We start from the raw sequence: 22,939 nt of genomic DNA, 5'->3' as shown, positions 1-22,939 counted from the left end.
CCAGGACAGCCACCATTGCCGCACCGGCCGCCGTGGTGCCGTCCCGGGCCCACACCCGCTCAGACCGTGATGCTCACCTACCCGACGCCGTGACGGCGTGGGGTGACGCCACGGGCCTGGCGTCGTATCGCGGTAAATCCGCAGGTGAGTGGCTTGCTACTTCTTGAAACTTGTGGTCACGCAGAGCGATGTGACCGATACTGACGGGAGATCTCCGGCAGTTCGGTGAAGGAGGCCCCCGTGTCAGCTGTACGGCCCGCCGCGTTCCCGCTCGTCGTCAGCCTCTCCGAGGATCTCGACGAACCGATCAAGCTCCGAGCCAAGCACAAGGTCGCCGGCATGCTCCTGCTCGAGCGCAATCACGCCAGGCGCCTCGATCGAGGCTGGAACGTGCCCGGCGCATACATCCTTCTCGACCGCCCCGACAGCGAGGGCAGGTGGGGAGCCTACGTCGGCAAAGCCACCAACCCCGGCCTCCGCCGTCGTGTGCTACGGCAGGTCAAAGAGCGTGACCATTGGTATCGGGCGCTGCTCATCCGCTACGCATCCAACGACGACGAAACATTGAACAGCAGTGAAGCCGCATGGCTCGAAAGCGAGCTCTACTACTGCCTCGACAGCTCCGGGCTAGTCAACCTGCACAACCGCAACCGGCCCCACGACCCGACTCTGTCGCATATCGACGAGGTCAGCCTTCGCGACTACCTGACCCCCGTCGAGTCGGTCCTACGCTTGATCGGCCACACTCTCCACCACCGTAACCTCGTCGCAACGGTCACGCCCCCAGTCCGCGCGAGCGCCTAGGAGCCAGCGACGACGTTAGCGCCCTCGGCCTTGAGCTCCGCCCCTACCTGCTTCGAACCCCAACATCCCGGCGTGATCCGGCGGCGAAGGCGGCATGCCCCGGCCAGCACACTTCTCTTGTGCTGGGCGGGGCATGTCCCCTACGCCACCGGCTCAGGCGTCAGGAAGGCCGTCCTCCTCGTACTCGTCGTTGTGTGGTTCTCCCCCGAAGATCCGGCAGGCGAGCTCCTCATCGGCTGTGAGGATCACTGCAGCCAGCTCGGGGACGCCGGTGTCGAGCGCCTTGTAGAGGCGGTGCCAGCCGTCGATGATCAGCATGCCGCTGTCTGGGACGGTGATCACGATCAGCGGCTCGGACATGTCCACTCGCGCGGCGTGTTCGGTGTCGATGGCGACCAGGTGGAGCATGCCTGCCCATTCCCTGGGGTTGATTCGGCCTTCCGTTTCCCGGCCTCGCGCGAACTCCTTGGCGGCGGTGACGTCCCAGCGCCAGGCCAGCATCTGGAAGAACTCCCTGTGCGGGCGGTCGTCTCGGCCCGGTGCGGGCTTGTCCGGGGTTGCTGTCGAGGCGGTGTCGAGGGCGTGGGTGTCGGGGGTGTTGTGGTTGGTCATGCGGTCGTCTCCTGCTCGGTCGGGCGGGCCGGAGTCTGCTCGGTGCAGGCCGGCACGAGGTTCTTGGCTTGAGCCATGAAGGTTCGCGCTGTGTCTCGCCGGATGAGGGTCAAGGCCCGGTCGAAGTGGGCGAGGGCGAGTTTGTGCTCGATGTCCGGTCCGAGGATGTGCACCGACAGGGCGACATCGGGCGCGACGGTGTCCTCTTCGAGGTAGGGGCTGACCCAGGAGACGTACCGGGCCACGATCTGCCCCGTGGTCCGGTCGTCGCATGCGTGCTGGATGTGCCGGTCGACCAGCAGCCACCACGTCGCGAGCGTCTGGGTGCGCAAGGTGTTGTAGAGCTGCTCGGCGGTCAGCCTCTCGCCCCGGCCCAGCCGCCGACCGATGTCGTCGGCGTTGTGCTGGCGCAGGGTGCGGGCCCGCTCAATGACCGCCTCCAGCGACAGCGCCTCACCGGGAGCGCCACTGTGGGTGGTGTCCGTGCCGGTGTTGGTCCCGGGTGTCGGTGTGTCGGGGTGTTGCGGGTCCCACATAGGACCGTCCTTTCGTGGGGTGTGGGCGTCCGCGCTGGGCGGCGCTGACGTGGCCGGTCGGCCGTTCACGGGGTGCTGGCTGTGGGTGAGGGCGTCCAGGGCATGGCCGGAGGAACGGGCGATCCGACAGGGGTGTCGTGGGCGCAGGGCGTGCCCGGTGCCGATGCGTCGACTCCATTTCCCGGCTGGGCCTTGCGGTGAATCAGGAGCTGGCTGCTGGTGGCGAGGAAGTCGCGGGCGGCCATGCGGGCGGCGTGGGCGAGGGCGTGATCGAACAGCGTTCCCGGCCGCGCGGCCGGGGTCTGCTTGGTCAGGAAGTGACGAGCCCAGGAGCGCACACGCACCACCGCGTGTTCGCAGGTCAGCTTCTTGTGGGTGATCTCCCCGTCCACCAGGTCCCACCAGGCGCGCTTGATCTGGGTGTAGACGGCGGTGAACAACTGCTCGCCGCCGAGAAACTGGCCGTTCTGCAGAGCGATGACCACCTCGGCCGCTGCCGCGTAGTAGGCGTGGCGGGCGGCGGTGATGGTCAAGGTCGTGACCTCATCGAGCGAAGGCGGCTGTTGCTCAGGTGGGGCGTCGTCGCCGCCTGTCTCGCTGGTCGAGGGCGGGGAGGCGGGCTGGTAGCGGTCGTGCATGGGTAGTTCCTTTCGTCGGTGACACAGGATCGGTGAAGGTGAGGGGCGAGGGTCATGGAGCCGCCCTTCTGGCGGCGTGAGTGTTGCCCGGCCCGCGTCGCCCGGCGGGCAGCATCGGGCCGGGTGATGCGGGGGCGGCCGGTCACGGCCGGTAGCCCGTGGCCGGGCCCACCGGCTCGGCCCCGGCGGGCGCAAGGTCGGCGGGCGGGTTGGCGGCCGGGCTGGTGTCTCGACTGGGCGGCAGGGCGAGTGCCTCGGCGAGTTTCTGGGTGGCGTCCAGGAAGGCGCGCGCGCCCCCTCGGCGGGACTCGGCCATCGCCAGGGCGAACAAGCCGCCGTTGGTCAGCGGGCGAGCGTTGATCAGCAGTTGCTCGGCCTGTTGCCGGACGGTCAGCAGCGCGGTTGCGCCGTCGACGGTCTCCTCACGGCCGTGGGTGAGGTCGGTGACCTGCTGCCACCACGACATCCGGTGGTAGGCGTGGGCGATACGGCCCAGGTCCTTGTCGTGCAACGTCCCTTCCTCGTCGAGGTGGGCGATGCGGTTGAGGGCTTCGCTGAGCTCGTAGCGGGCGAGGTTGGCGTTGTGCACGGCTAGGTCTTCGAGCCGACCCATGATGTTCTCCTTCGTGATCAGGTGACGGGTTCGGGTGGGCCGCCCGGCCGGGCGCGGGGCGCTGTCGACCGAGGGCATGGGGTGGTGGGGCCACTGCGGCGCACGCCGCATATGGGCTTAGGTTCGGCGTGGCTGCGCAGGATCTACGGCGTCCGGCCAGGGGTGCCCGGTGCGGCCCCATAAGGGGGCCGCACCGGGCGGCCCGGTCAGACCGTGGCGAGCATCCGGAAGGCGCGGGCCTTGATCTTGGCGTTTTCGTGATCGTCGAGCAGGGCGCGCTCGGCGCGGACGGTGGCGATATCGCGGCTGCCGAACACGGGGCTCTTGTGGTCCAGCCGCTCAGTCACCGCGTTGTAGGCCGCCCACCGCGTGTTACGAATCGGCTCCTGGGTGGGCGCCTCACTGAACAGGTACTCCAGCTCTCGCATGGTCAGGTCGTGGTTCCGCTTGGCCAGTTCCTTCGCATCCGCCGCAAGCGGGTGCAGGCGGGTGGCGAACTGACGGAACTCCTTCACATCCATCGGGACCGCGAGCAGCTTCTCGGCCTCGGCCGCGAACGCTTCCCCGTGCTTCCACGTGAGCTTGAGCGCCTCACGCGCTTCGGCGATGCGTCCGGCGACGTTGCCGGTATGCCGGACGGTGAATTTGGAGGCGTGGTTGGCCAAGGCGGCCCGTTCGGTGTTGGCGCACACCACGCGAACCGGGGTGGCAACCGTGGTGAACGCGCCCCATCCGTCGTGCCGGGAGAACGCGGCGAGGTAGAGGTCGATCTGATCGAATCCGCCGACCATGAGCGGCTCGGGCAGCCGCATGGTCACGAATACGCGCCGCCCGTGGTTCAGAGACCCGCCGGTGTCAAAGATCGCCCCCGACTCGTCCACCAGAGTCTGGAGGAAGTCACAGACCTCTTCGTTCTGCAGAACCTGGTAGTCCCGCCCGACCCGGCCGAGACGCTCAGCCTGGCCCGTGACCGGGTTGGTACGGACGACCAGGAAGTCCTCGTCCGTGATGACCGGCTGGCCGGTGACGGGATCGGTCACCTGACCGACCGGCACCTTGCGCACGTTCCACCCTGCCAACTGCGACCGCGACAGAAGCTCCTCGGCGGTCATCGGCCCGGGTGCGGTGTAGCCGAGCCCGTGCCAGCCGGGCTTGCCTGCGGCGGCGAATCCGGCGGAACCGTTGGCGAAGATCTCGATCTCGTGAGCCATGACATGTCCCTTTCTGAGGTGCCGACGTGCGGCGTTGTGGTGTGCGGGCAGGCGAAACAGACGCGATGCCGCGCGAGGTGTGAGTGGGGTCCGGCCCGGCCCGTGCGGGCCGGTGTGCCGGTGATCAGTGGGTGAGAGGGTCGCGTAGTACGACGCGGGACCGGGGCCGTGCTCGGGCGCGCTGTGGGCCGGGTGCGAGCGGGGCGGTGGGGCTGTCCCGCTCCGTTACCGGGCGGGCGGGCTGTTCAGGGCGGCCCGCCCAACCTCGGGCTCAGGCCGCGTCGGTGTCGGCGTCGGGCGCGGCAGTCGTGGGGATAGCGGTGGGCGCGAGGCCGAACCGGCGGGGCCGCTCACACGTCAGCACCGCCTCGTCGAGGTTGACCAGCCGGTCCAGGGCGTTGGCCACCGCGCCGGACGACCGGTTGATGACCTTCGCGATCTCATAAGGGGTGAAGTCCTTGTCCGGGAACTCGATCAGGTGCGCGTGAACCAGGTCCCGTAGCCCGCCCGTTCGCACGCTGCCTCCGATGCCCGCACCACCACCGGCAGGACGGGCAGGCGAGGCCGGGCGGGCCGCAGCGGCGGTGCCGGTCAGCGCCGCCCGCGCGGCCCGGTGCGCGGCGGTGACCTTCGTCATCGCCATTTCCAGGCACCCCAACGCCATCACAGCGTTGCCCTCGTCCTTCGCCGAGATCACCCCGTTGAAGAGGTTGAGCAGTTCCGTGAGTTCGGCGTGCGCCCGCGCCCATGCCGGGTCATCCGCCACCTGCTCAGACACCGGCTCAGTCACCGGCGCGGACGCGTCGGCCTCGGTGGCCGCGTCGAGATCACCGTCCGCCCCATCCGAACACTGACCGTCCGCTTCCTCGTCGTCGATCAGGTCCTCCTCGCCGGTCGGCTCATCTGCCGGGGCCGGGCCGGGCGAGTCGATCGCGGCCGGAGCGGCGCCTGCTTCCGGTGCGGGCACCGTGTCAACATCCGGGATGTCAGCAGTGTCGGTGTCCGGTGCGGTGACCGCCTCGGGCGCGGCATCCTGCATCTCGGAGGCCGGAGCGGACGCGTCGGCGGTGCCGTTCGGCTCAGCGTCGGCGGTCGGTGCCGTAGCCGTCGCGGTGACGGGATCGGGGGTGATCGGGAACCATCGGTCGGCCGCCCTCCCGCGCCCGCCCTCGCTCACGCCCGGCTCTCGCCGCGCCCGGCCGTTGGCCTCGAAGTCGTTGAGGATTTTTCCGGTCGCCATCCGGCTCAGACCGGCCGCCGCCCCGATCACTGTGGCCGAACCGCCCGGCTCGGCGTTCAGCGCCGCCCACACGGCCACCACGCGCCCGTCAGCGTCCGTCCCGGGGTCAGTGTCCGGGGCGGTCGCGGGGCTGGCGGGGGCCGTCAGGGGCGCGGCGTCGGCCGCACCGGTAACGGCGATTCCCGCATCAGCGGCGACGGTTTCGGTGGCGGTCGATTCCGGGGTGTGAATAGCCATTACGTGACGCCCTTTCCGGTTGGATTCCCGGCCCTGGTGCGGGCCGGTGTTTTCCGTGCGCCACGACCATCCCTCGCCAATAACGCGAATGGCAAGCCGACCGGCCATCAAATAATGTCACCCCAACGGCTGGAGAGGCTAACCTAACAAAACAACCGCTGATCTGGGAAAACATCTCGCTAGCAGAGCGTCGCATCGGCTTGACTTTCACGGCCAGACCGACTCTTCACGCATTCCACCGGACGGCGGCGAACGATGCAACTGGTCCGAATACCACCGCCAAAAAGATATGCGCGATAGACGCGCATCCCGGTTGACACAGACGCGGGATCGAGCGTCCATAGAAGTAGGCGGGAAACGCCGCCGGAACGCCGCACCGGAATAACGCACCGGGGCAATACGAAAGGACACACCGCATGACCCACACGGGGACCGGAACCCGTACCCGCCTCCGCATCAAATCAGGTCACGCCCGCGCGCTAGCCAACCACGGACCCGGGTGGGCGATCATGTGGGACGACGGCCGTGATCAGCCGGTCATCGGCCGTCACGAGCGCGGCGATGACGGCACCCTGCTGGAAATCTGTACATACGAGGAAATGTTCACCCTCGACGGACATTGCCCCAACCTGAAAGACGCCTTCGCCTGCGAGGGATGCATGCCGGGCGGGCAGCCCGACTTCGCGGTGATCGCCGACCACATGACCGACATCCTCGGCGACTACTACGACGACCGCGCTGACCGCGCCGCCTACATGCCCCTCACCCTGCCCTACACCCGCGCCCTGAGGGCTCACGGCTACCAACGCCACGCACAGGGCACCCGGCACCCCGGCGATCACAACCGGGCCTACGACACCTACTGCCAGGAATACCGTTCACTCGAGGGCCACCGCATCGAGATGAACATCCCAATGCCCCCCGCCCACGGCGACACCCCGGCGTCGCCGCTCACGATCCAATGGATCTACCTCGGCCGCACCGCCCCCGGCGTCACCTACCCCGCCACCAACGTCCCCGCCGACACCCCGCCCGCCGACGTTGCCGAACTGATCACCACCTACCTCGCCCTACACCCACGCACCCCCCTCACACCCGGCGACGCCACAAACGACACCGACGCGCCTGAGCACACCGACACGCCCACCACCACCTAACCCCACCCCGGCAGGCGAACGGCCCCGGCACCGCCCTACAGCGGTACCGGGGCCGCCCGTTGCCCCCGGCAGGTCAGCCCGCACCGGCGAACCCGTACCCGATCGCGTCATCCAACGCCGCCAACCCCGCCCAACCCCGTGCGCACGGTTCCCCCGGCCCCGCGTCGCACCCCTCACACGCCCGCATCGGGTCGGCCGGACGAAAGTTGTCGATCACCCCGGCCGGTGGATCCGCCGCCCACGCGACGTTTCCTGAGGCTAGAGGTAAAGCTTTCCGGCGATTCCCGGCCCGATCCGATACTGCCTGCTGCGTGTGGCCGTCCCGCCACCGTCTCCACTTGGCCCGCATCTCCGTGACCAGCCGAGGTGGAGGAACTTCTCGCCGCACAGGACGAGGTCACCGCGAGGCCGGCCCACAGCAAGGCCGCTAGCCGGCAACTGCTGGCGGGAGAATGGTAGGGCGAGACGCAAAGACGGAAGAGAGAAAAGAGATAATGACGCAGATATCCCCACGACATGCGCACACATATTCAAGAGAGTCGCCTTCAGGCGATTCGGGGCGGCCACCGCAACAGACAAAACCCGCGTGACCTGGGCAGATGGCACGCCAGAGGGTGTCGCGATCTCAGCGGCAACATCGGGCGCGACAACAAAACGCGACACCGAATGTGGCACCGATCAACACCCCGTCAGCGGAGCCCGCAACACCCCGCCAACCATGCACCGGCCCCCACCACCTTCGCCTCAGGCTCTGACAGAACCGGAGGTGGGGCCGCCTCGCCGCAGCACAAGACGTCCCCACCAGTTCGTGTCCCTCTGGCACCTCATGTACTGCCGGGTTGAGGAAAGGCTGGGTCGCCTCACCCCTACGCGGGGCGGCCCAGCCCAGATCCGCGTATCCCAGCGCCCCTGCGCGCTGGGATACGCGGATCGGCATCAACGCCCACCTTCAGTCCCGGTGTCAAGTCCGTTCCGGCCACCGATACCGGTCGTCCACCACCGGAAATCGACCTCAAGCAGCGATGGCGGCAACCTGCGCTGAGAGCCTCGACGGGGCATGGCGATGACTAGGCTCGCCCTCCGCCACCGGCGCCGTCCTGCAAGCCGAGCCAATGCCTTGCCTCGGATGGGAGCCCGGCCGCGAACGGCCCCGACCCCGACAGAGCCGCCACCACCCGCCCGGCCACCATCCTGTCCGCGCCACACCGCCGCCAGCGACCGCCCACGTGCCCGTCACCGAACGTTCGGCGGTCATCACCCCCGGCGACGGCACGGAGCCCGTCAACGGGCCGCACAGCCCCGCACCGGACCCACCATCGCCCCGCATGCCACCCACGTCCGGCCTTGACAAGGAGACCGGCGCCAAGCTCGCCTTCGTCCCGCTCACCCCGGGCTCCCCATGCAGCGGTCCGGCCAAAGTCGGCAACACCATGGCAGCCTCTGACAGCCCGCACTCGATCGAGCGAGACACGGCCGAACCCGACACAGTAACCGGCTCGGCCGCGTTTGCCGGGGCCGGGATGGAACGCAGCGCATGGCGCAGTTCCTCCGGCCCTGCCGCGTTGACGGTGACCACCTTGCCCCGCATCGCCAGCCATCGGTAGCCGACCACCAAGAAGGCCCAGTCCGGCCACTCCCGGCGCAGTTGCGCGAGGGTTTGCTGCGCCCACAGCTCCTGCCCGAACGCCGACACCTGATCCGGAGACTTGTCACGCTCGGAGAGCGCAGCGCCTCGGCTCGCGCGGTCATCCATTGCCACCGGCCCGGCTACGACCAGCTCACCCTCCCGCGCCCCAGCAGCATCACCGGTAAGCGCGAGATCGGCCCATACCGCGTGCCCGCAGACCGCATCACCCGCCACCCCCACCCGGACAGCCAGCCCCGCCACCCCAGCCAGCCCCCGCCCGCCCTCGGCCGTCTCCGGCACCGTGCCCGGCAAGCGAGAGAAGTCCGGGGCCGGGCCGCCGCCCAGGTCATAGACCACGATCCGCACCATCTCTGAGCCGCGCAGCACCTCCACCACGAAGAACCCCCGCGCCTGCCCAGAGCGCGAGTGCCGCACCGCGTTGCTGACCAGCTCGGCCGTCACCCACCGCGCGTCATCCACCCTCCCCGTGTCCGCCAGAAGCTGGCTCACCATCCTGCGCGCGAGAGCCGACTGATCGCCCCGTCCAGGGAAAGCTCGCCGCCAGGCCACCCCGCTCCAGACATGCCGCGCCCGGAAGGTTGACATCACCAGGCCCGGTGCCAGATCCGGGAACTCATCGGCAAGCAGCTCCTGCCGGGGAACGTTGAAGGTGAGCGGGACGAGGGGGCTGCTCGGCTTGGCCGGGCTCGTGTGCTGCGTGCGCGTGTCCATGACAGGTGTCCCTTTCCGGTCCGCTCACGGCACCGTGCCGGAGCGGCCAGCACGATCACCCACCTCGCCGCCCGAATCACATCCCCAACCGCCACCCGGCGCCAACCACGCCCCGGCCTGCGGCAACACCACGCCCTTCCCGGCCAACCACCGCCGCCATCGAACCGCGATCACCCCACACCCAGACTGGAGCCCCTCCCCGAAGGTCACCTACCGTCCCCCGAACCCCGACCACGGCGCACAACGCGCCCACCGCGCTGAGGAAGGCAGGGACCTATCCGCATGTCAGGCACCGGATATCAGGCGCTGCTCGACTGCCGACGACGCAGCCGATACCTGCGCCAGCACGGCTTCACCCTCGACCAAATCGCCGTCATCCTCGCCCTGGATCACCCCGCCAGCCCACTGCGGCTCCACCGGTACGCAGCCGGGCTCACCGCGGCGCAGACGATAGAGGCGTTTCATCGGCTTGCCGGAACCACCGGCACTGGGCTGCGTGAGTCGCGCCTGTACGACTACGAGAACTGGCCGCGAGCTGGCCGGCGGCCGTCCGTCTTCACGCTCCGCCTGCTGGCCTACATTTACGGCACGCGCCCCGCACACCTGCTCGCCGCCGAGGCGCTGGCCGCCTACCCGATACACGACCAGCGCGCGCTACGCGGCGAAGGGTGAGGACCCCGCCGACGCCAGAATCTGACCCTTCCCTCCTCCTGACGCAGGCCGGTCAGCGAAGGAGCCGCTCATGGACCTGCCGCGCCTGCACACTGGGCGCCGTATCAATCTCCGCCAGCCGCTCCGTCAACAACTCGAACGAACGCCGGACCGCGAGATGCCGGCCCAGCTCTCCTTGAATCGTCATGAGCTGGCACCACAGCACCTCGCTGTACGGATCGATACGCTCCACTGCCAACCGCAAGACATCAACCGCCCGATCTGGATCATCTCGGCGCGCCAATACGGCGAGCCGCTCGGCGGCATCAACCGCCTGGCGCTGAGCGGCTTGCCGCACCGGCAGCACCCACAGATCATCACGCCCCGACAGCAGCTCCCCCCGGTACAAGGACAGCATCTCCTGCAACGCCGCCACCCTCATAGCGTCTTCGGGTGCGATCGAGGCCAGCCTGCGGGCCTCGTCGAACCGCCAGTAGTCCACATCGAACGATGCCGCGGGCAGCAGCCGCCGCTCGCCAGCCTTGATCACGAACCGCACACCGGCTGCACACCCCATCGCCTGCCGCATTGCCCGGTTGATCTCCCGTACCGCCGACTCAAGCCGCCGCCCGCCAACCTCCCCCCGCCACAACGTCTCAGCGATCCCCTCCGCCGAAACCCCATCCCGCGACACCGCAAGCAACGCATACAAATCCCGCGCCTCAGCACGACCGAAACGGACCTCCGACTCACCCCACGACAGCCGTGCAACCCCCAGCACCTCGGCCTTCGCCTTTCCCACCGCCGCGACAAACCCCATACCCAGCCCGGCTGCAGTGCCTGGCGCGACCGGTACCTCACCCTCCGCCTTGACCACCGCCCTCGCCTGGGCCTTCACGCCTGCCTCGGCAACCACGGGACGGGAACTGGGCTGGTCTGGTTGAGACATCAGCGCCGCCGGAAGCTCATCACGGTCCGACTCGGTAGCTGACGCCGTCATGGCGCAGTCGACCTCGGGTGGCTGCAGCCCAGGGGGGATCACCGCCGCAGGTTCTTCTGCTTGTTCATTTTGACGAGCAGTGGTGTCGGAAGGGGCAGCAGCCGAGGCCTCGGCCGGTGCTCTCGTCCGCACTCGCAGATGGCCGATCAGCGCACCGCTCAGTGCCATGACCACGAGCCCGAATACCAGCGCAGCACCCAGCGGCCTGGTCAGATCAAACCAACCCTCCGGTTTCCCTCTCACCTCATCTGTTGAGGCAGACGCAGGCGCCGGCGTCACCGCGAACGGTGGAACGGAGAACCCTGTTGAGGGCATTGGCGAGAGCAAGGTTGACGGGACCGGCGAGGCATCGAAGGCGTCGGCGGAGACTGCTGGCGACGATCGCTCCCTGTCATCCTTCTGCCGTGAGCCCCGCTGACGATCCCCCCGCACCGGAACAGCTCGATCAGGGGCATGGCCCGAACTCTGATCAGCTTTCCGACGGCCTTCGCTCAAGTTGCGCCGTTCGCTGACTCCATGACCTGTCCGTGCTTCGGGCTTGAGTTGGGATCGGTTCACCGCAGAAACGTCGTTGTCGGGGACCGGCCTCTCCTGTGACTCAGGAGGCTCTGGCTTGGTCCGCGGCTCAGGAGAAGGCGACACCTTCACCGATTTGCGAGACGACTCGCCCAGCCGGCCCCAGAAGTCCGGCCATCGACCTTCCGCCAGGTCGCCGTGCACCGAGGCGCACCATTTGTCGATGTTGTACATCTGACGCGCCTGCCGAGACACCTGCGGGCAGTAGGGCTTCTCATCAGCCCGCACCCCGGCTGCCCAAACAACAAGACTCAGAAGCAAAAGTACGCCCGCAGCACACACGAGTAGAGATGCCTGACCCGCTTTCCTCAGCATGCCCGCAATTGCCGATTCATCACGAATCACAGCGAAACCTCCGAGGAGCCGAAAACCACCCCCCAGATCTACCGTCGCGAAGATCTAGCTAGACCATGGGCTTCGAATAAACGCCATCAAATTTTGACATCTGTACTCGCCAATAGCACTTCCTCAATACGGCGCCCCAGCAGACAAAGCGCGCGAACCGAGCAAGTACTGGCAAGCCAGGAAGATCCCCGTCCCCGACACGGGCATGGAGTACTTGATAGAGGCAACTTGGCTGTGGCCACTCCCGATAAGAGCTTCCTTTCTTGTTGTCGCACACCTCTCCACCCGTCCTACAGGCGTCGGCGGCATCAGGAAAGCATCAGCAAGGGACCGCACGGCACGGGGTTGTCGGCGCTGAGGCATGGAACGATTCCGCGCCTACCCAGGTCGGCTTCATGTCGATGGTCGACGCCATTCACAGCGAGGCCCCGGCGCTCCGCTCGCCCTCCTGAGGGCGGGACTGGCGACCAGGCATCTCTTACGCCTCGACTGTGCGGCGGAACGCCGGATTCCGCTATGGAGTAGGCAGACATACGACCCAAGTCTCACCGGGCAGCGGTATTCAGCCGTACCTGATGGGCTGTCAAAAGCGGAAGATCGGCCCCGTCGCTGCATACATCAAACAGGCGTTGGAAAAGGTCTTCTGCCAGCCGATGCCCCGATTTCTCCACATGCCGTTCATCGTCACTTCAACCGGGTCGCGCTCTTTGGTACACCGGCGCGAGCTGACCGGAAGCCTGTCGAGGTCACCGTTAACGGCATCAATGGTGGCACAGGCCGCCCTCCCATACGGGTGGTGGTCCGTCCGGCCGGGGCATTGCAAGGTGATCATCCGCAGAGTGTCGCCGCTGTCAGCCGAGACCGCGAGGACGACCACGTTCGGACGGGCGGCCGCAGCAGCAGGGGCCGCCGAGAGAATGAGGCTGACCCCTAGAACGGCGCTGGCGATACGGAGAGGCAGGCGCATGAGCACTCCAAACCCTAGATAGCCTAAAGTAATCGCCACACTACATTAAGCTATCTTGCGCTGCTCGGCATATGGTCGGTAAACCTGCAGAACGAGCTCGGCACGATCGAGAAAAGGCCTGTCTCGGTACAAAGCCAGACGCGACGGACCTTCCCCCGCCCCGCCCCGCATGGCTTCTAGCTACGAAAGCGTCATAGGCGCAGACAACAAACCCGGTGGGCGGCCCGTGCCTCCCCCAGGACACGAACCGTCCAAGAAAGATCAAGTCCTGCTGAACGATCGAAGATCGCAGATACGCTACCCACCGTAATGATCACGGCATCGGGGAGCAGAGCATGGCCGGAGAAGTTGGACGTCCACGCACGCGAGCTCGTACGAGGCCACTCCTGCTGGCGAGCGGAGTCAGCCTCGTCATGGCCACTGCGATAGCTGTGGGCGGCCATGAGGCAGCCAGGCCCGACGGCCGGCCGCACACGCCACAAGTGATCGACACCACGCGAGGCACCAGCACCAATATCGCCCTCGCACCAGCCCCCCAAGGCCGCACAAGCACGTCGTCCGCCTCAGCCACCGCGTTCTCCGATTCTCCCCACAAGCAGAAGGGACACCGGGACGACGGCGGTAAAGGCACCAAACATGTGAGCGCGGTCGCAGGTTCTGCACATGCGGGTACGCCGCACCGTCGCCACGGACTTCTGCGGCAACAGCCGCCGGCCGCCTCCACTGCCAGCCGTCGCTCTCCCAAATCGGGCCATCGAGCCAACCGCGCGCCGAGCGACCCGCGCCCAGCCCTAGCCGGTACCTCCCGGCGTGAGGGGCAACCCTCTCTAATCCAGAGGAAATGCGATCAGTTGTTTCCGCCACACAAACGCGAGTTTCGGCTCCGCAACATCGCGTGCCATCGTCTCCTCGGCTGATCACCGTACATTGGCCGCTCGGTGCCCCATGGGGCGATGTCGAAGGTGTCCACCAGCCTTCGGGGTCGACGATCTCGGTGATCAACGCTGCGTTGTAGCTGCCGCTCTCTCTCGGCGACTTCGCCCCGCGGAAAAGCTGGGCGGCCTGCAGCAGCTTGGCCTGGAGCCACGGTGCACTGATCGAGTTGGTCGACACAGCTGCCACGTCGCGCGCTTGATGGCGACGGTGTCTCTGTCCGAGTACACGGCGGGGTGCCTCGGGCGCCAACCGGTGGCAGGACCTTCGTGGAGGCCGCTTCCACCTGCGGCGACTGAATCGAGCCCCGCTCGATGAGCGTGGCGACCATGGCGGCTCGCAGGAGGTCAGGGACTCCAAGGAGGCGGCTTCAGTGGTCATCGTGCAACGTACCTTCGCTCGTCGACGGCGTCAGGCGACTGGCGAGTACGACAGGCGGCGCCGACGCTTACTCCACCGCCCTCAGCGGAAGTCGGAGATGCGCAGCGCGGTTGAACTTAAGAGGCTCGGTGATAGGAGAGCTAGCAAGACGATCTTTGTGCCATGTCTACGTACTGGCCCTTTGACCGTTCAAGCCGGCTCTACCTCCATCGGGGATTGGCTGCGATTGGCTGCTATCCATTCGAGCTGCGCGGCCATCCCTGTGAGCAGATCAGTGGTGGGCGCCCATCCGAGCAGTCGCCGAGCGGTGGACACGTCCGCGCGGGTGCTGGGTACGTCGCCGCTTCGTGCGCTGGTTGAGCGGACGTTGATCGTCTGGCCTGTCAGCTTGCGTGCCTGTTCGACGACCTCGTTGAGGCAGGTTGCGCCGCCGCCGCCGACGTTGATCACGCTGTTGGGCAGATAGGTGGTGCCGGCGGCGAAAGTCGCGGCGACGGCGTCGTCGATGTAGGTGAAGTCGCGGCGCTGCTGCCCGTCTCCGTAGATCTGGAGGGTCAGCCCTGCGGTGGCGGCGGTCAGAGCTCGCTGGACGAACATGTCGTCCCGTTGGCGCGGCCCGTAGACCGTGAAGTACCGCAGGGCCACCACAGTGGTGTCGCAGTCGGACCGGGCCGCGTGAGCGAGGCAGAGTTGCTCCTCTGCAAGTTTGGTGACGGCGTACGGGGAGGCTGGCCGGGGGTGATCGGATTCGGTGCTCGGTCGTTCACCGGCTGCACCGTAGACGCTGGAGGAGGAGGCGACGACAAGGCGAGGGATGCGCAGTCTGGTGACCGCGTGCATGAGTCGTTGGGTGGCCGAGATGTTGGAGGCGACGTAGTCGTCGAAGTCGGCTCCCCATGACGGCTGGACGCCGGGGACACCGGCCAGGTGGAAGACCACGTCGGCGTCGAGCAGGAGTGGCTCGATGGCACAGGTCCGCAGGTCACCGGTCGCGAAGACGAAGCCCGCGTGGCTTCGTGCGGTCGCGAGGTTCGTCGCCGCGCTTTGGTGCTTGCCGGGGTCGCGGCGATCGACACCGATGACGGTGATGCCCAGGTCGAGCAGCGCTTGGCAAAGGTGCGAGCCGATGAAACCTGCCGCTCCCGTGACTACGGCCCGGCGGGGCAGCGTGGGGCGTGCGTCCTTCACGACGGCCGAAGTGGTGGTCATGGCGGTCCTTCGTGGTCGGGGGAGATCGTCGATGAGCATGCGGCCGTGGGCGAGGAGTCCCGCGTTGCCGGATTCGTGGCCGCGCACCAGTGCGGTGATCGCTTCCAGCTTGCGGAAGCGCTGCAGGAGTTCCAGGTCGGATGGGGCGAGAGGGCTGCCGTAGCCCTCGAAGAAGGCGGTGCGCAGGTGGGGCGTGCGCCGCCAGTAGCGGTGTTCCAGGCGGCTGAAGTCCCGGACACGGGCGTCCGGTCGGGTGTGCTCGAAATCCAGGACACCGATGTCACCTGTGGGCCCGAGGGTCCAATTGCGGGGCTGGTAGTCCAGGTGGCAGATGGCCGTCTCCAAAGGTTCGACGGCCATCCGGTCTGCCCAGCTGTGCAGTGCGCGAAGGTCGGAGGGTTCGATGAGGCGGGCGAGTTGAGCGCGGGCGGTCCACCAGCGCATCCGCTCAGCCAGGTATGCGGACACGTCGGTTCCGGATTGCGAGCGCCCGGGTGAGGCTTGGTGGAGCAGCCTCAGGACGCGTCCAGCCGCTCTGTGAGCCAAGCACTCGGCAGCGGAACCTTCGGGGAGTTGGGTGGCACGTTGCCCCGGAATGACGGTCAGCAGCAAGGAGAGGCTGTCGAGGTCGGCGTGGATCAGCCGGGGGGCGTGGTCGCCCAGGGAGCGTACCCAGGTGGCGTAGGCATGGGTTTCGGCACGGAAGCGGTCGAGGTTGTCGTGGCGCTTGAGTACGTACCGCTCGCCGCCGCTCGCGGCCAGGAGCATGAGGTGCGCCGGCAGGTCGAGCCGTGGCAGGCGTGTGACAGGACCCAGATGGCGGCGGGCCAGGGCCAAGATGTCATGTTCGGAGGTGCTCACGGGCGCTCCAGGTCACTGAGGTGCGCTGTGTCGTTGTGGCGCAACAGCATCCATCGCTCGTCGTCGAACCGGTTGCGGTGGAGTTGCCAGTGGGTGATGGAGGCGTGATCGACGGTGCAGCCGTTCACCAGGCCGGTACGTAGATCCAGCAGCATGGTGTGGGCGGCGAGAACCGTTTCCCCGTGCGCGGCGATCAGCACGCGTGCGCCGCGATGGCTGTGGATCAGATCGGCGAGAGCTGCGCAGGCGAGTTTGAGATAGCCGTTCCACGTGTCGGATCCGGGCGCCCAGGGGTGATCGGGGTGTGCGTGCGGGCCGCCCTGGAAGGCCGTCTTCACCTGGTGCCAGGGCTTGCCGTCGGCTTCTCCGTGCACCGGTCCGTCAAGGTTGTTGCTGGTGATCAGCGGCAGGTCGAGAGCGTCGGCGAGGATTTGCCCGCTCTCCTGGAGCCTGCGCCGGGGACCTGCGTATACGTGGGTGAAGGGTTCGGCCTCATGGGCAGCGGTAAGGCGGGTGGCCGCGAGGGTCATCTGACGGCGGCCGAGAGTGGTCAGGCCCGTGCAGGTGCGTGGCCCGCCGACGACGCCGTCGACGTTGCATTGGGCTTCGCCGTGCCGGACGAGGAGCAGTTCGGTGACGATCACTGCAGTTCCTCCGAAGTGGGACGGACGGTCGGCCATGGATGCCGGTAGCCGCCCATGCCGAGGTAGGGCAGGGTGAGCAAGTGGTGCAGCTCCGCATATTCGAGAAGCCGGCGGATGGGCACGAGCGGCAACCCGGCATCGAGGAGCGGCCGGTTGTAGCAGGCCAGCGCGGCGGCGTAGGCGCCGGACGGCAATGGTCCATACGTCATGGCCAGGGTGACCAGCAGCTTGGCCAGGTCATAGCCGAATGGCGCCAATGTGAGGTCATCAAGGTCCAGCATCACCGGATCACCGCTGGTGATCATGACGTTGCGCGGGTTGGTGTCCTTGTAGAACGCGGCCAGCTCGGCGGGGTGAGGCTCCAGCAGGGGCCGGACGACGGCCAGCTCCGATGCGCTGATCAAGCCCGCTTCGTGGTGTCTGTCGAGAGCCCGGATTCGCGGGGAGGCGAAGTCGGGCAGCTCGTGGGTGTCGGACGTCGGGTGCGAGCGGGTGAGCATGGCACGGTGCAGGTCGCTCTGCCAGGCAGCGGCGTGGGCCTGGCCGAGAGTGATGGCCACCGTAGGCGCGTCATCGACCGAACAGTGTCGGCCGTTGATGAAGCCGAACTCGATGTGATCGGCGTGTACGGCCACAAGCGTTGGTAGCTGGAGTGGTTTGGCGTGTTCGGCGAGCCAGGCGTGATTGGCGACGACGCGTCCGAGGTCCTGGTGCGAGGAGTACGACTTCCGGAAGGTGCCGGGACTCATGGCAGGTCACCTCGCATGCTGGTCAGGTAGGTGATGGTGGAAGTGGCTATGATCGGCTGGTCTGTCATTCGGGCGTGCAATGCGGTGGCGATCGCGTCCGGGTTGCCGGTCATGCCGGGGGGCAGCTCGTATTTCGGGGTGGTGGCCAGATAGGCGGCGACGTGGTCCAGTCCTGTGAAGGCGAACCTGTGCTCCTCGTGCTCCATGTGGATGACTCGGAGGGACGGAGCGAGAAGGGCTGCCAGATTCCCGCTGTGGGCTGTTTCGTACAGGCTTGGCCGCCGGATCGCCGCGATGTCCAGGCCAGCGGCGGCGACGAGCTGGTCGAGGGACCGGTAGCTGTCAGTGGATTTGGTGACCAGGATGGCGAGGCCGTCCGGGGCTAGTACGCGGGCGATCTCGGTGATGACCGGATGCGGATCAGGGGCGTGGTAGAGACAGAAGGCGGCTACGACCAGGGCGCAAGCACCGTCCGCGAGGGGCATCCGATGGAAGTCGGCCTGGATGTACCTGGTCTCCGTCGGCACGCGCGCTTGTTCGATGCGCGTTCGGGCGGCGGCGAGCATCGCCGCGGAGGCGTCGATGGCCAGCAGCAGCCTCGGACGGAGGCGTTCGGCGAGGACTCGGCTGCTCGTTCCGCGCCCGCAGCCGATGTCGGCGATGATCGCAGGGCGCCGATCGGGCATCTGATGTGCGGCCAGTGCGGCGATGACCTCGGCTACGGGCCGCCCTTGGACTTTGGCCTGGTGCAAGGCCGACGTTCGGGCGGCCAACCGGGCACCGTCGCGGTACAGATCGGCGGTGGTGGACGGATGGGTGAAGGCGTTACCTGTCGACGTCATGGACGCCGCCCGTTCGCGCCGTCTGGGTGGCTCAGCGGCCGGCGGCCACCTGTTGGAGCCATCGCCGTGTCTGGGCGCGCCCGGTCAGGAGGATCACCTGCTTGCCTGCCGCGAGCTCGTGGATCTTGGCCAGCACCTTGGGCCGCATGCGCCTGCGGTAGGTGGCCACGTAGGTGAGCACGCCCCAGTGGATGCGGTTGTAGACCCCAGAGGTGTGCTGTCCGGCGCCGTGCCGGAGTTGGCGCGAGAAGATCCCCCAGAGCGCGGCCCAGGTGGGGACGTCCATCATCACCACGGTGTCGCACGCTTGGAGCCGTACGTGCAGCGACGAGTTGTAGTTGCCGTCGATCACCCAGCGTGGTGCCGCCACCAGCTCTCGCTGGGCAGCCTCGAACTTCTCCGGCGGAAGCGGGTTCCACTGGTCGTCGAAGTAGACCGAATCCAGATGGGTCACCGGCGCGTCCAGCAGGCGGCCGAGTTCGCGGGCCACGTGGGACTTGCCGCTCCCACCCGACCCTACGATGGCGACTCGGTTCATCTGCATGGCGCTCCACGATAGCCGGGCCGGACGAAGTCAGAGAGGTGTTACAGCCAGGCGAGCAGGTCAGGGGCCGTGAAGGGACGCTCATGAACGTGCCCCCGTCGCCTGGAAACGGAGAGCGGCGAGTTCGGCCAGGACCTCCTGCAGCGCCTGGATCTGCCGGTCCAGCCGGAAGATCTCCAGTTTGGCCAAGCACGCGGCGATCAAGTCAGCATGCTCGGTGGTGCCGGCGATGGACCAGAGCCGACGCACTGAATCGACCACGTCGGCCCCGCTGCTGACGACCAGCTCGCTGGGAACGAACCGCTCCACGTGAGAGATCGTGGCGGGCGCGAGCGGAAGACATCCGGCCAGCCCCGCCTCGAAGATCCGCTGAGTCATCTGGCCTGCCGTTTCGTACCGGTCCGGTAGGAGGAGAACCGTGGCCAGGCTCTCCCCGTACATACGGGCCACGTCGCTGAAGGGCACCCTCCCGAGAAAGGTGACATGCGGCCATCTCCGGGTGTCTGGCCATTTGCCGGCCACCCAGTGCGGCAGTCGAGCCGCTGCAGGTGCGAAGTAGTGGTGGAACGCCTCGTCGCGGTCGTACTGATTGCCGATGTAGCCCAGCGGAAAGGGCCGAGGCTGAGACGCGAGCGCCACCGGGTCCGCGGCCTGCAAGAGAGCGTCGTCCAACGGGAACAGCAGTGAACGCGCGCCGGGTGAGGGTGTAAGCGCGGCTTCGCACACCGCCACGGCGGCGTGGTGGCGCAATGCGTCATTGAGTGGAAGCCGGCGGTCCTTGTCCCAGATGATCGTCGGCAGGCCGAGCTCGTGGGTGTAGTGGTCGAGGAGCGCCGCTTGCCGATGCAGGTCGCAGGTGTGTCCAAGTGAGCCACAGGCTGTGGTGTTGCGGCCAGGGATGGGCCAGCGCCATTCCATGAAGAGCGCATCGATCTCGGGCAGGCCTGCGTCGAACCGGCAGGAATCGGCGATGGTGTCCTGGGCCTCGATAAGGTCGCGGTTCGACTGGAGGAAGACGACCTGATGGCCTGCTGACTGGATGGCGTTGATGAAAGGGCGGCGGTGGCTGCGTCCGCCGTCCGGAGTGTCGGTGATGCCGGCCCCCATGAATCCCCAGAAGCTGTATCCGATCTTCATGAGGTGACCCACCAGCTCTCCAGGAGCAGCGCGTCCAGGCCACTGTTGGCCAGGCAATCGAGCGCCATAGCCGGAGTGCCGCACATCGGCTTGCCTTTGACATTGAGTGAGGTGTTGATCAAAACCGGGATCCCAGTGTGTTGGGCGAAGGCGCTCAGCACGGCGTACATGAACGGGTTGCCGTCCTTGTGGACGGTTTGGACGCGTGCCGTGCCGTTGGCATGGACGACCGCGGGGATGCGATCACGAGCGAGGTCAGTCACGCCCGAGGCCATCGACATGAACGGCGCCTCCTGGCCGAGCGTGAAGTAGTCAGCGGCGCGTTCGGCCATCACCATGGGCGCGAACGGCCGGAACGGTTCCCGGAACTTCACCGTGTCGTTCAGCCGTGCCACCACGCCCGCGCTCAAGGGCGAGGCGAGGATGGAGCGGTTACCCAGCGCACGAGGGCCTACTTCGATTCGGCCTCGGAACACACCGATGATCTGCCCTGCTGCCAGGCGCTCGGCCAGGGCGTCGGCAATGTCACTACCAATCTGTCGCGCCGTCGTCCCAGGCCACGACGATAGGTCTGGACTCCAGTCGGGGTAGGCGGGCCCCAGGTAGCACCTACCGGCGACACCGGAAACGGGGCGGCTGTTGCTCTGCACATAGACGGCAGCCGCAGCACCGATGGCGGTGCCGGCGTCGCCGGGTGCGGGAGGCACGAAGACCTCCTCGAAGAGCCCTGACTCGACGACCTTCCCCACGGCTACACAGTTGGTGGCAACCCCGCCCCCCAGGCACAACCGCCTCATTCCGGTACGCGTCTTCGTCAGGGCGGCCAGGTGCAGCATCACCACTTCGGTGCGTTCCTGGAGTGCGGCGGCCAGGTCCTGGTGAACTTGAGTGACGGGATCCTCAGGGGCGCGGCGGGGACAGGTCTCGGCAGCGAAGCGCGGCGTCAGGCGGGTGTAGGCGGACGAGAGCACCCTCGGCGCGAAGTACTCCGGATGCAGGGCGAACCCGGTATCGGTCACAGGAATGGCCCGCGCGAACAATCTGCGGAAGCGGGCCGGATCTCCCAGAGCGGCGAGGGCCATCACGGTGCCCTCCTCGTCTCCACGCCGCCAGCCCAGGTGCTCGGTGACCGCCCCATAGGCGTAGCCGAGCGATGCGGGGTCTCGTATCGCGTGCACGGTGTGAAGAACGGGCAGGCCGCCACCCGATTGAAGCCCTACCGCCACGGTGGTGGTCTGCGCCTCGCCCAGACTGTCCACGACCAGGACGGCCGCTCGGTCCCACCCAGACGCCGCGAAGGAGTACATCTGGTGAGTTCGGTGATGAAGCACAGGCTGGACGCGAGCGCGCGGAAAGCGGAGGCCAAGGCTCCGTACCCGCCGCAGGGTACGCAGACCCACCTTCGCGAAACTGGCCGCACGAGCCACGGCTCGCCCGCGCGCAGCAGGCGTGGCGATCAGGCCGAGCGACGTCGCCGCCGCCCGCAGGTAGTGAAGACCATGGAAGTTGTAGGCGACCGCGTTCACCTGCTCAGCAGTGACATCCGCCGCGTTCAGCAGCCAGCCGACCGCCTCCTCGGGAAAGGCGCGGGTGTGTTTGATCCCGGACAGGCGCTCCTCTTCCACGAAGCCGACCAGCTCGCCATCGACCAGGAGAGCCGCCGCCGAGTCGTGGGTGAAGGAGCAGACGCCCAGGACAACGTGAGAAGACACTTCGATCACCCTGCCTGTTCCTGAGTCCCGGCCCTGCTCTGAAGAGCGGCATACCAGGCTCGCAACCCGTCTCCCAGAGGGCCGCTGATCGTTCCAGCCGCCTGCAGAGCGGCCTCGCGGTTGCCCCGCTTCCATAGCTGGTAGCTGGCCAGCACCGCGGCCATCCCCTTCCAACCGGGATGGTGGACCGGCCTGCCAGACCGCACGTCGGAGAGAAGGGCATCGAATCCCTCCCAAGGCGTCTCCAAAGAGGGCAGGTCCGGAGCAGGCATGACCGTCTCACCCGGCTGTACGACGCCGACAGCCTTGTCCAGGTCCCGCTCATACAGGTGCAGGGAGTCGACGTGGTGGTGATAGTCGCCGAGTTCGGCGCCCAGCCAACCGGCCATCAGCTCCTGGAGGGTCGTGGCCGCGAAGATGTCGTACGGCAGGCCGGTCCAGAGGTCCTGACTGCGCATGGTGGTCGCCATGTGCAGCCGTCCCTGGCGCAGGTGGAAGCGGTAGCCCAGAGTGCAGGGCACGTCTCGGTGCCCGCCGGCGTCGCGGACGGGGTCGTAGAGCTGGATGACAGCCCGCCGCGAATGTGGGTCGGCCTGCAGGGTGACGAGCACCTGAGCGAGTTGGTCGACGTGGCCGTCCCAGCGACGCATCCGAGGCCCGTACGCCCCACGCAGGATGCCGTCGTCCTCGGCATACTGCCGTAGCTGACCATTGAAGTCGTAGATCCAGGGTGCGTCTGACCCGGACAGGATCCAGACGGTTTCGGCGACCGCGAACGCGGTGTTCAGGACACGTGCCGGAGGAGCGTAGAGCAGACGGGCGCGAGGCCGCTCCAAGAGCAGCCGTACGTCCAGCACTTCACGCGTCTCCATCCCACGCGGCTTGACCTTCTCCCCATTCAGGGTCAGGCGGACCGCGCCGGAGAACAGCTCAGCGATCGTGCCACCGGAGATGGTTGTCACTGGATTTCCCTTCCGGGCT

20 protein-coding genes are annotated in these 22,939 nt (G+C 67.4%); 3 read left to right on the top strand and 17 right to left on the bottom strand.

The window, feature by feature from the left end; translation table 11 throughout:
• The first annotated feature begins 240 nt into the window (after positions 1-240).
• Positions 241-804 carry a hypothetical protein gene (locus tag AB0G11_RS19100; protein ID WP_357587076.1) on the top strand — a complete coding sequence of 188 codons (564 nt, stop codon included), beginning with the start codon at positions 241-243 and terminating at the stop codon, positions 802-804.
• 153 nt (positions 805-957) lie between these two features.
• Here AB0G11_RS19100 and AB0G11_RS19095 read toward each other — a convergent pair whose 3' ends face one another.
• The 6 genes from AB0G11_RS19095 to AB0G11_RS19070 all read right to left on the bottom strand — a co-directional run bounded on the left by AB0G11_RS19095 (position 958) and on the right by AB0G11_RS19070 (position 5,999).
• The gene (locus AB0G11_RS19095) at positions 958-1,416 is read right to left on the bottom strand and encodes a hypothetical protein (RefSeq protein ID WP_357587074.1); all 459 of its coding nucleotides are present in this window, start codon (positions 1,414-1,416) and stop codon (positions 958-960) included.
• Positions 1,413-1,952 (bottom strand): hypothetical protein, encoded by a 540-nt coding sequence (locus AB0G11_RS19090; protein WP_357587072.1) that lies wholly within the window; start codon positions 1,950-1,952, stop codon positions 1,413-1,415. The genes AB0G11_RS19095 and AB0G11_RS19090 overlap by 4 nt, the downstream gene beginning before the upstream one ends.
• Before the next feature lie 65 nt (positions 1,953-2,017).
• Positions 2,018-2,590: a hypothetical protein gene (locus AB0G11_RS19085; RefSeq protein ID WP_357587070.1), complete on the bottom strand. Its 573-nt coding sequence runs from the start codon at positions 2,588-2,590 to the stop codon at positions 2,018-2,020.
• A 142-nt stretch (positions 2,591-2,732) separates the two neighbouring features.
• Positions 2,733-3,203 carry a hypothetical protein gene (locus AB0G11_RS19080; protein ID WP_357587068.1) on the bottom strand — a complete coding sequence of 157 codons (471 nt, stop codon included), beginning with the start codon at positions 3,201-3,203 and terminating at the stop codon, positions 2,733-2,735.
• 206 nt (positions 3,204-3,409) lie between these two features.
• The gene (locus tag AB0G11_RS19075; protein WP_357587066.1) at positions 3,410-4,414 is read right to left on the bottom strand and encodes a DUF932 domain-containing protein; all 1,005 of its coding nucleotides are present in this window, start codon (positions 4,412-4,414) and stop codon (positions 3,410-3,412) included.
• Positions 4,415-4,685: 271 nt separating this feature from the next.
• On the bottom strand, positions 4,686-5,999 hold the full coding sequence (locus AB0G11_RS19070; protein ID WP_357587065.1) for a hypothetical protein: 1,314 nt from the start codon (positions 5,997-5,999) through the stop codon (positions 4,686-4,688).
• Between the two features lie 401 nt (positions 6,000-6,400).
• On the opposite strand from AB0G11_RS19070, the gene AB0G11_RS19065 reads away from it, so the two are divergent.
• A complete protein-coding gene (locus AB0G11_RS19065; protein ID WP_357587064.1) occupies positions 6,401-7,048 on the top strand; it encodes a hypothetical protein in 648 nt (215 codons plus the stop codon).
• Positions 7,049-8,060: 1,012 nt separating this feature from the next.
• Here AB0G11_RS19065 and AB0G11_RS19060 read toward each other — a convergent pair.
• Positions 8,061-9,407 carry an ATP-binding protein gene (locus tag AB0G11_RS19060; protein ID WP_357587062.1) on the bottom strand — a complete coding sequence of 449 codons (1,347 nt, stop codon included), beginning with the start codon at positions 9,405-9,407 and terminating at the stop codon, positions 8,061-8,063.
• 282 nt (positions 9,408-9,689) lie between these two features.
• Here AB0G11_RS19060 and AB0G11_RS19055 point away from each other — a divergent pair, with 282 nt between their 5' ends.
• Positions 9,690-10,079, top strand: a complete 390-nt coding sequence (locus AB0G11_RS19055; RefSeq protein ID WP_357587060.1) for a hypothetical protein — start codon at positions 9,690-9,692, stop codon at positions 10,077-10,079.
• Between the two features lie 52 nt (positions 10,080-10,131).
• Here the strand turns inward: AB0G11_RS19055 and AB0G11_RS19050 are convergent, their stop codons facing one another.
• The 10 genes from AB0G11_RS19050 to AB0G11_RS19005 form a co-directional block, all read right to left on the bottom strand.
• Complete coding sequence (locus AB0G11_RS19050) at positions 10,132-11,979, bottom strand: bacterial transcriptional activator domain-containing protein (RefSeq protein ID WP_357587058.1); 1,848 nt, start codon at positions 11,977-11,979, stop codon at positions 10,132-10,134.
• Between the two features lie 583 nt (positions 11,980-12,562).
• Positions 12,563-12,946: an SSI family serine proteinase inhibitor gene (locus tag AB0G11_RS19045; protein WP_357587056.1), complete on the bottom strand. Its 384-nt coding sequence runs from the start codon at positions 12,944-12,946 to the stop codon at positions 12,563-12,565.
• 1,503 nt (positions 12,947-14,449) lie between these two features.
• Positions 14,450-16,330 carry an NAD-dependent epimerase/dehydratase family protein gene (locus AB0G11_RS19040; RefSeq protein ID WP_357587054.1) on the bottom strand — a complete coding sequence of 627 codons (1,881 nt, stop codon included), beginning with the start codon at positions 16,328-16,330 and terminating at the stop codon, positions 14,450-14,452.
• On the bottom strand, positions 16,327-16,974 hold the full coding sequence (locus AB0G11_RS19035) for a histidine phosphatase family protein (RefSeq protein WP_357587053.1): 648 nt from the start codon (positions 16,972-16,974) through the stop codon (positions 16,327-16,329). Before AB0G11_RS19035 ends, AB0G11_RS19040 begins: the two co-directional genes overlap by 4 nt.
• Positions 16,971-17,723: a phosphotransferase gene (locus tag AB0G11_RS19030; RefSeq protein WP_357587051.1), complete on the bottom strand. Its 753-nt coding sequence runs from the start codon at positions 17,721-17,723 to the stop codon at positions 16,971-16,973. The genes AB0G11_RS19035 and AB0G11_RS19030 overlap by 4 nt, the downstream gene beginning before the upstream one ends.
• Positions 17,720-18,565 carry a class I SAM-dependent methyltransferase gene (locus AB0G11_RS19025; RefSeq protein ID WP_357587049.1) on the bottom strand — a complete coding sequence of 282 codons (846 nt, stop codon included), beginning with the start codon at positions 18,563-18,565 and terminating at the stop codon, positions 17,720-17,722. The genes AB0G11_RS19030 and AB0G11_RS19025 overlap by 4 nt, the downstream gene beginning before the upstream one ends.
• 31 nt (positions 18,566-18,596) lie before the next feature.
• Complete coding sequence (locus AB0G11_RS19020) at positions 18,597-19,109, bottom strand: topology modulation protein (protein WP_357587047.1); 513 nt, start codon at positions 19,107-19,109, stop codon at positions 18,597-18,599.
• Between the two features lie 81 nt (positions 19,110-19,190).
• On the bottom strand, positions 19,191-20,246 hold the full coding sequence (locus AB0G11_RS19015; protein WP_357587045.1) for a hypothetical protein: 1,056 nt from the start codon (positions 20,244-20,246) through the stop codon (positions 19,191-19,193).
• A complete protein-coding gene (locus AB0G11_RS19010) occupies positions 20,243-21,967 on the bottom strand; it encodes a carbamoyltransferase C-terminal domain-containing protein (protein ID WP_357587043.1) in 1,725 nt (574 codons plus the stop codon). The genes AB0G11_RS19015 and AB0G11_RS19010 overlap by 4 nt, the downstream gene beginning before the upstream one ends.
• Positions 21,964-22,920: a thymidylate synthase gene (locus AB0G11_RS19005; protein ID WP_357587041.1), complete on the bottom strand. Its 957-nt coding sequence runs from the start codon at positions 22,918-22,920 to the stop codon at positions 21,964-21,966. Before AB0G11_RS19005 ends, AB0G11_RS19010 begins: the two co-directional genes overlap by 4 nt.
• Positions 22,921-22,939: the final 19 nt, after the last annotated feature.

The sequence above is a fragment of the Nonomuraea sp. NPDC023979 genome, assembly GCF_040639085.1.
Lineage (GTDB): Bacteria > Actinomycetota > Actinomycetes > Streptosporangiales > Streptosporangiaceae > Nonomuraea > Nonomuraea ceibae.
This window is presented reverse-complemented; position numbering and strand designations above follow the sequence as displayed.

Excerpts from the sequence above, each read along its gene's own strand:
- AB0G11_RS19095 (WP_357587074.1), bottom strand. The coding sequence starts at position 1,416 with ATGACCAACCACAACACCCCCGACACCCACGCCCTCGACACCGCCTCG.
- AB0G11_RS19090 (WP_357587072.1), bottom strand. The coding sequence starts at position 1,952 with ATGTGGGACCCGCAACACCCCGACACACCGACACCCGGGACCAACACC.
- AB0G11_RS19085 (WP_357587070.1), bottom strand. The coding sequence starts at position 2,590 with ATGCACGACCGCTACCAGCCCGCCTCCCCGCCCTCGACCAGCGAGACA.
- AB0G11_RS19080 (WP_357587068.1), bottom strand. The coding sequence starts at position 3,203 with ATGGGTCGGCTCGAAGACCTAGCCGTGCACAACGCCAACCTCGCCCGC.
- AB0G11_RS19075 (WP_357587066.1), bottom strand. The coding sequence starts at position 4,414 with ATGGCTCACGAGATCGAGATCTTCGCCAACGGTTCCGCCGGATTCGCC.
- AB0G11_RS19070 (WP_357587065.1), bottom strand. The coding sequence starts at position 5,999 with ATGGCCGGTCGGCTTGCCATTCGCGTTATTGGCGAGGGATGGTCGTGG.
- AB0G11_RS19065 (WP_357587064.1), top strand. The coding sequence starts at position 6,401 with ATGTGGGACGACGGCCGTGATCAGCCGGTCATCGGCCGTCACGAGCGC.
- AB0G11_RS19060 (WP_357587062.1), bottom strand. The coding sequence starts at position 9,407 with ATGGACACGCGCACGCAGCACACGAGCCCGGCCAAGCCGAGCAGCCCC.
- AB0G11_RS19055 (WP_357587060.1), top strand. The coding sequence starts at position 9,690 with ATGTCAGGCACCGGATATCAGGCGCTGCTCGACTGCCGACGACGCAGC.
- AB0G11_RS19045 (WP_357587056.1), bottom strand. The coding sequence starts at position 12,946 with ATGCGCCTGCCTCTCCGTATCGCCAGCGCCGTTCTAGGGGTCAGCCTC.
- AB0G11_RS19030 (WP_357587051.1), bottom strand. The coding sequence starts at position 17,723 with ATGAGTCCCGGCACCTTCCGGAAGTCGTACTCCTCGCACCAGGACCTC.
- AB0G11_RS19025 (WP_357587049.1), bottom strand. The coding sequence starts at position 18,565 with ATGACGTCGACAGGTAACGCCTTCACCCATCCGTCCACCACCGCCGAT.
- AB0G11_RS19020 (WP_357587047.1), bottom strand. The coding sequence starts at position 19,109 with ATGCAGATGAACCGAGTCGCCATCGTAGGGTCGGGTGGGAGCGGCAAG.
- AB0G11_RS19015 (WP_357587045.1), bottom strand. The coding sequence starts at position 20,246 with ATGAAGATCGGATACAGCTTCTGGGGATTCATGGGGGCCGGCATCACC.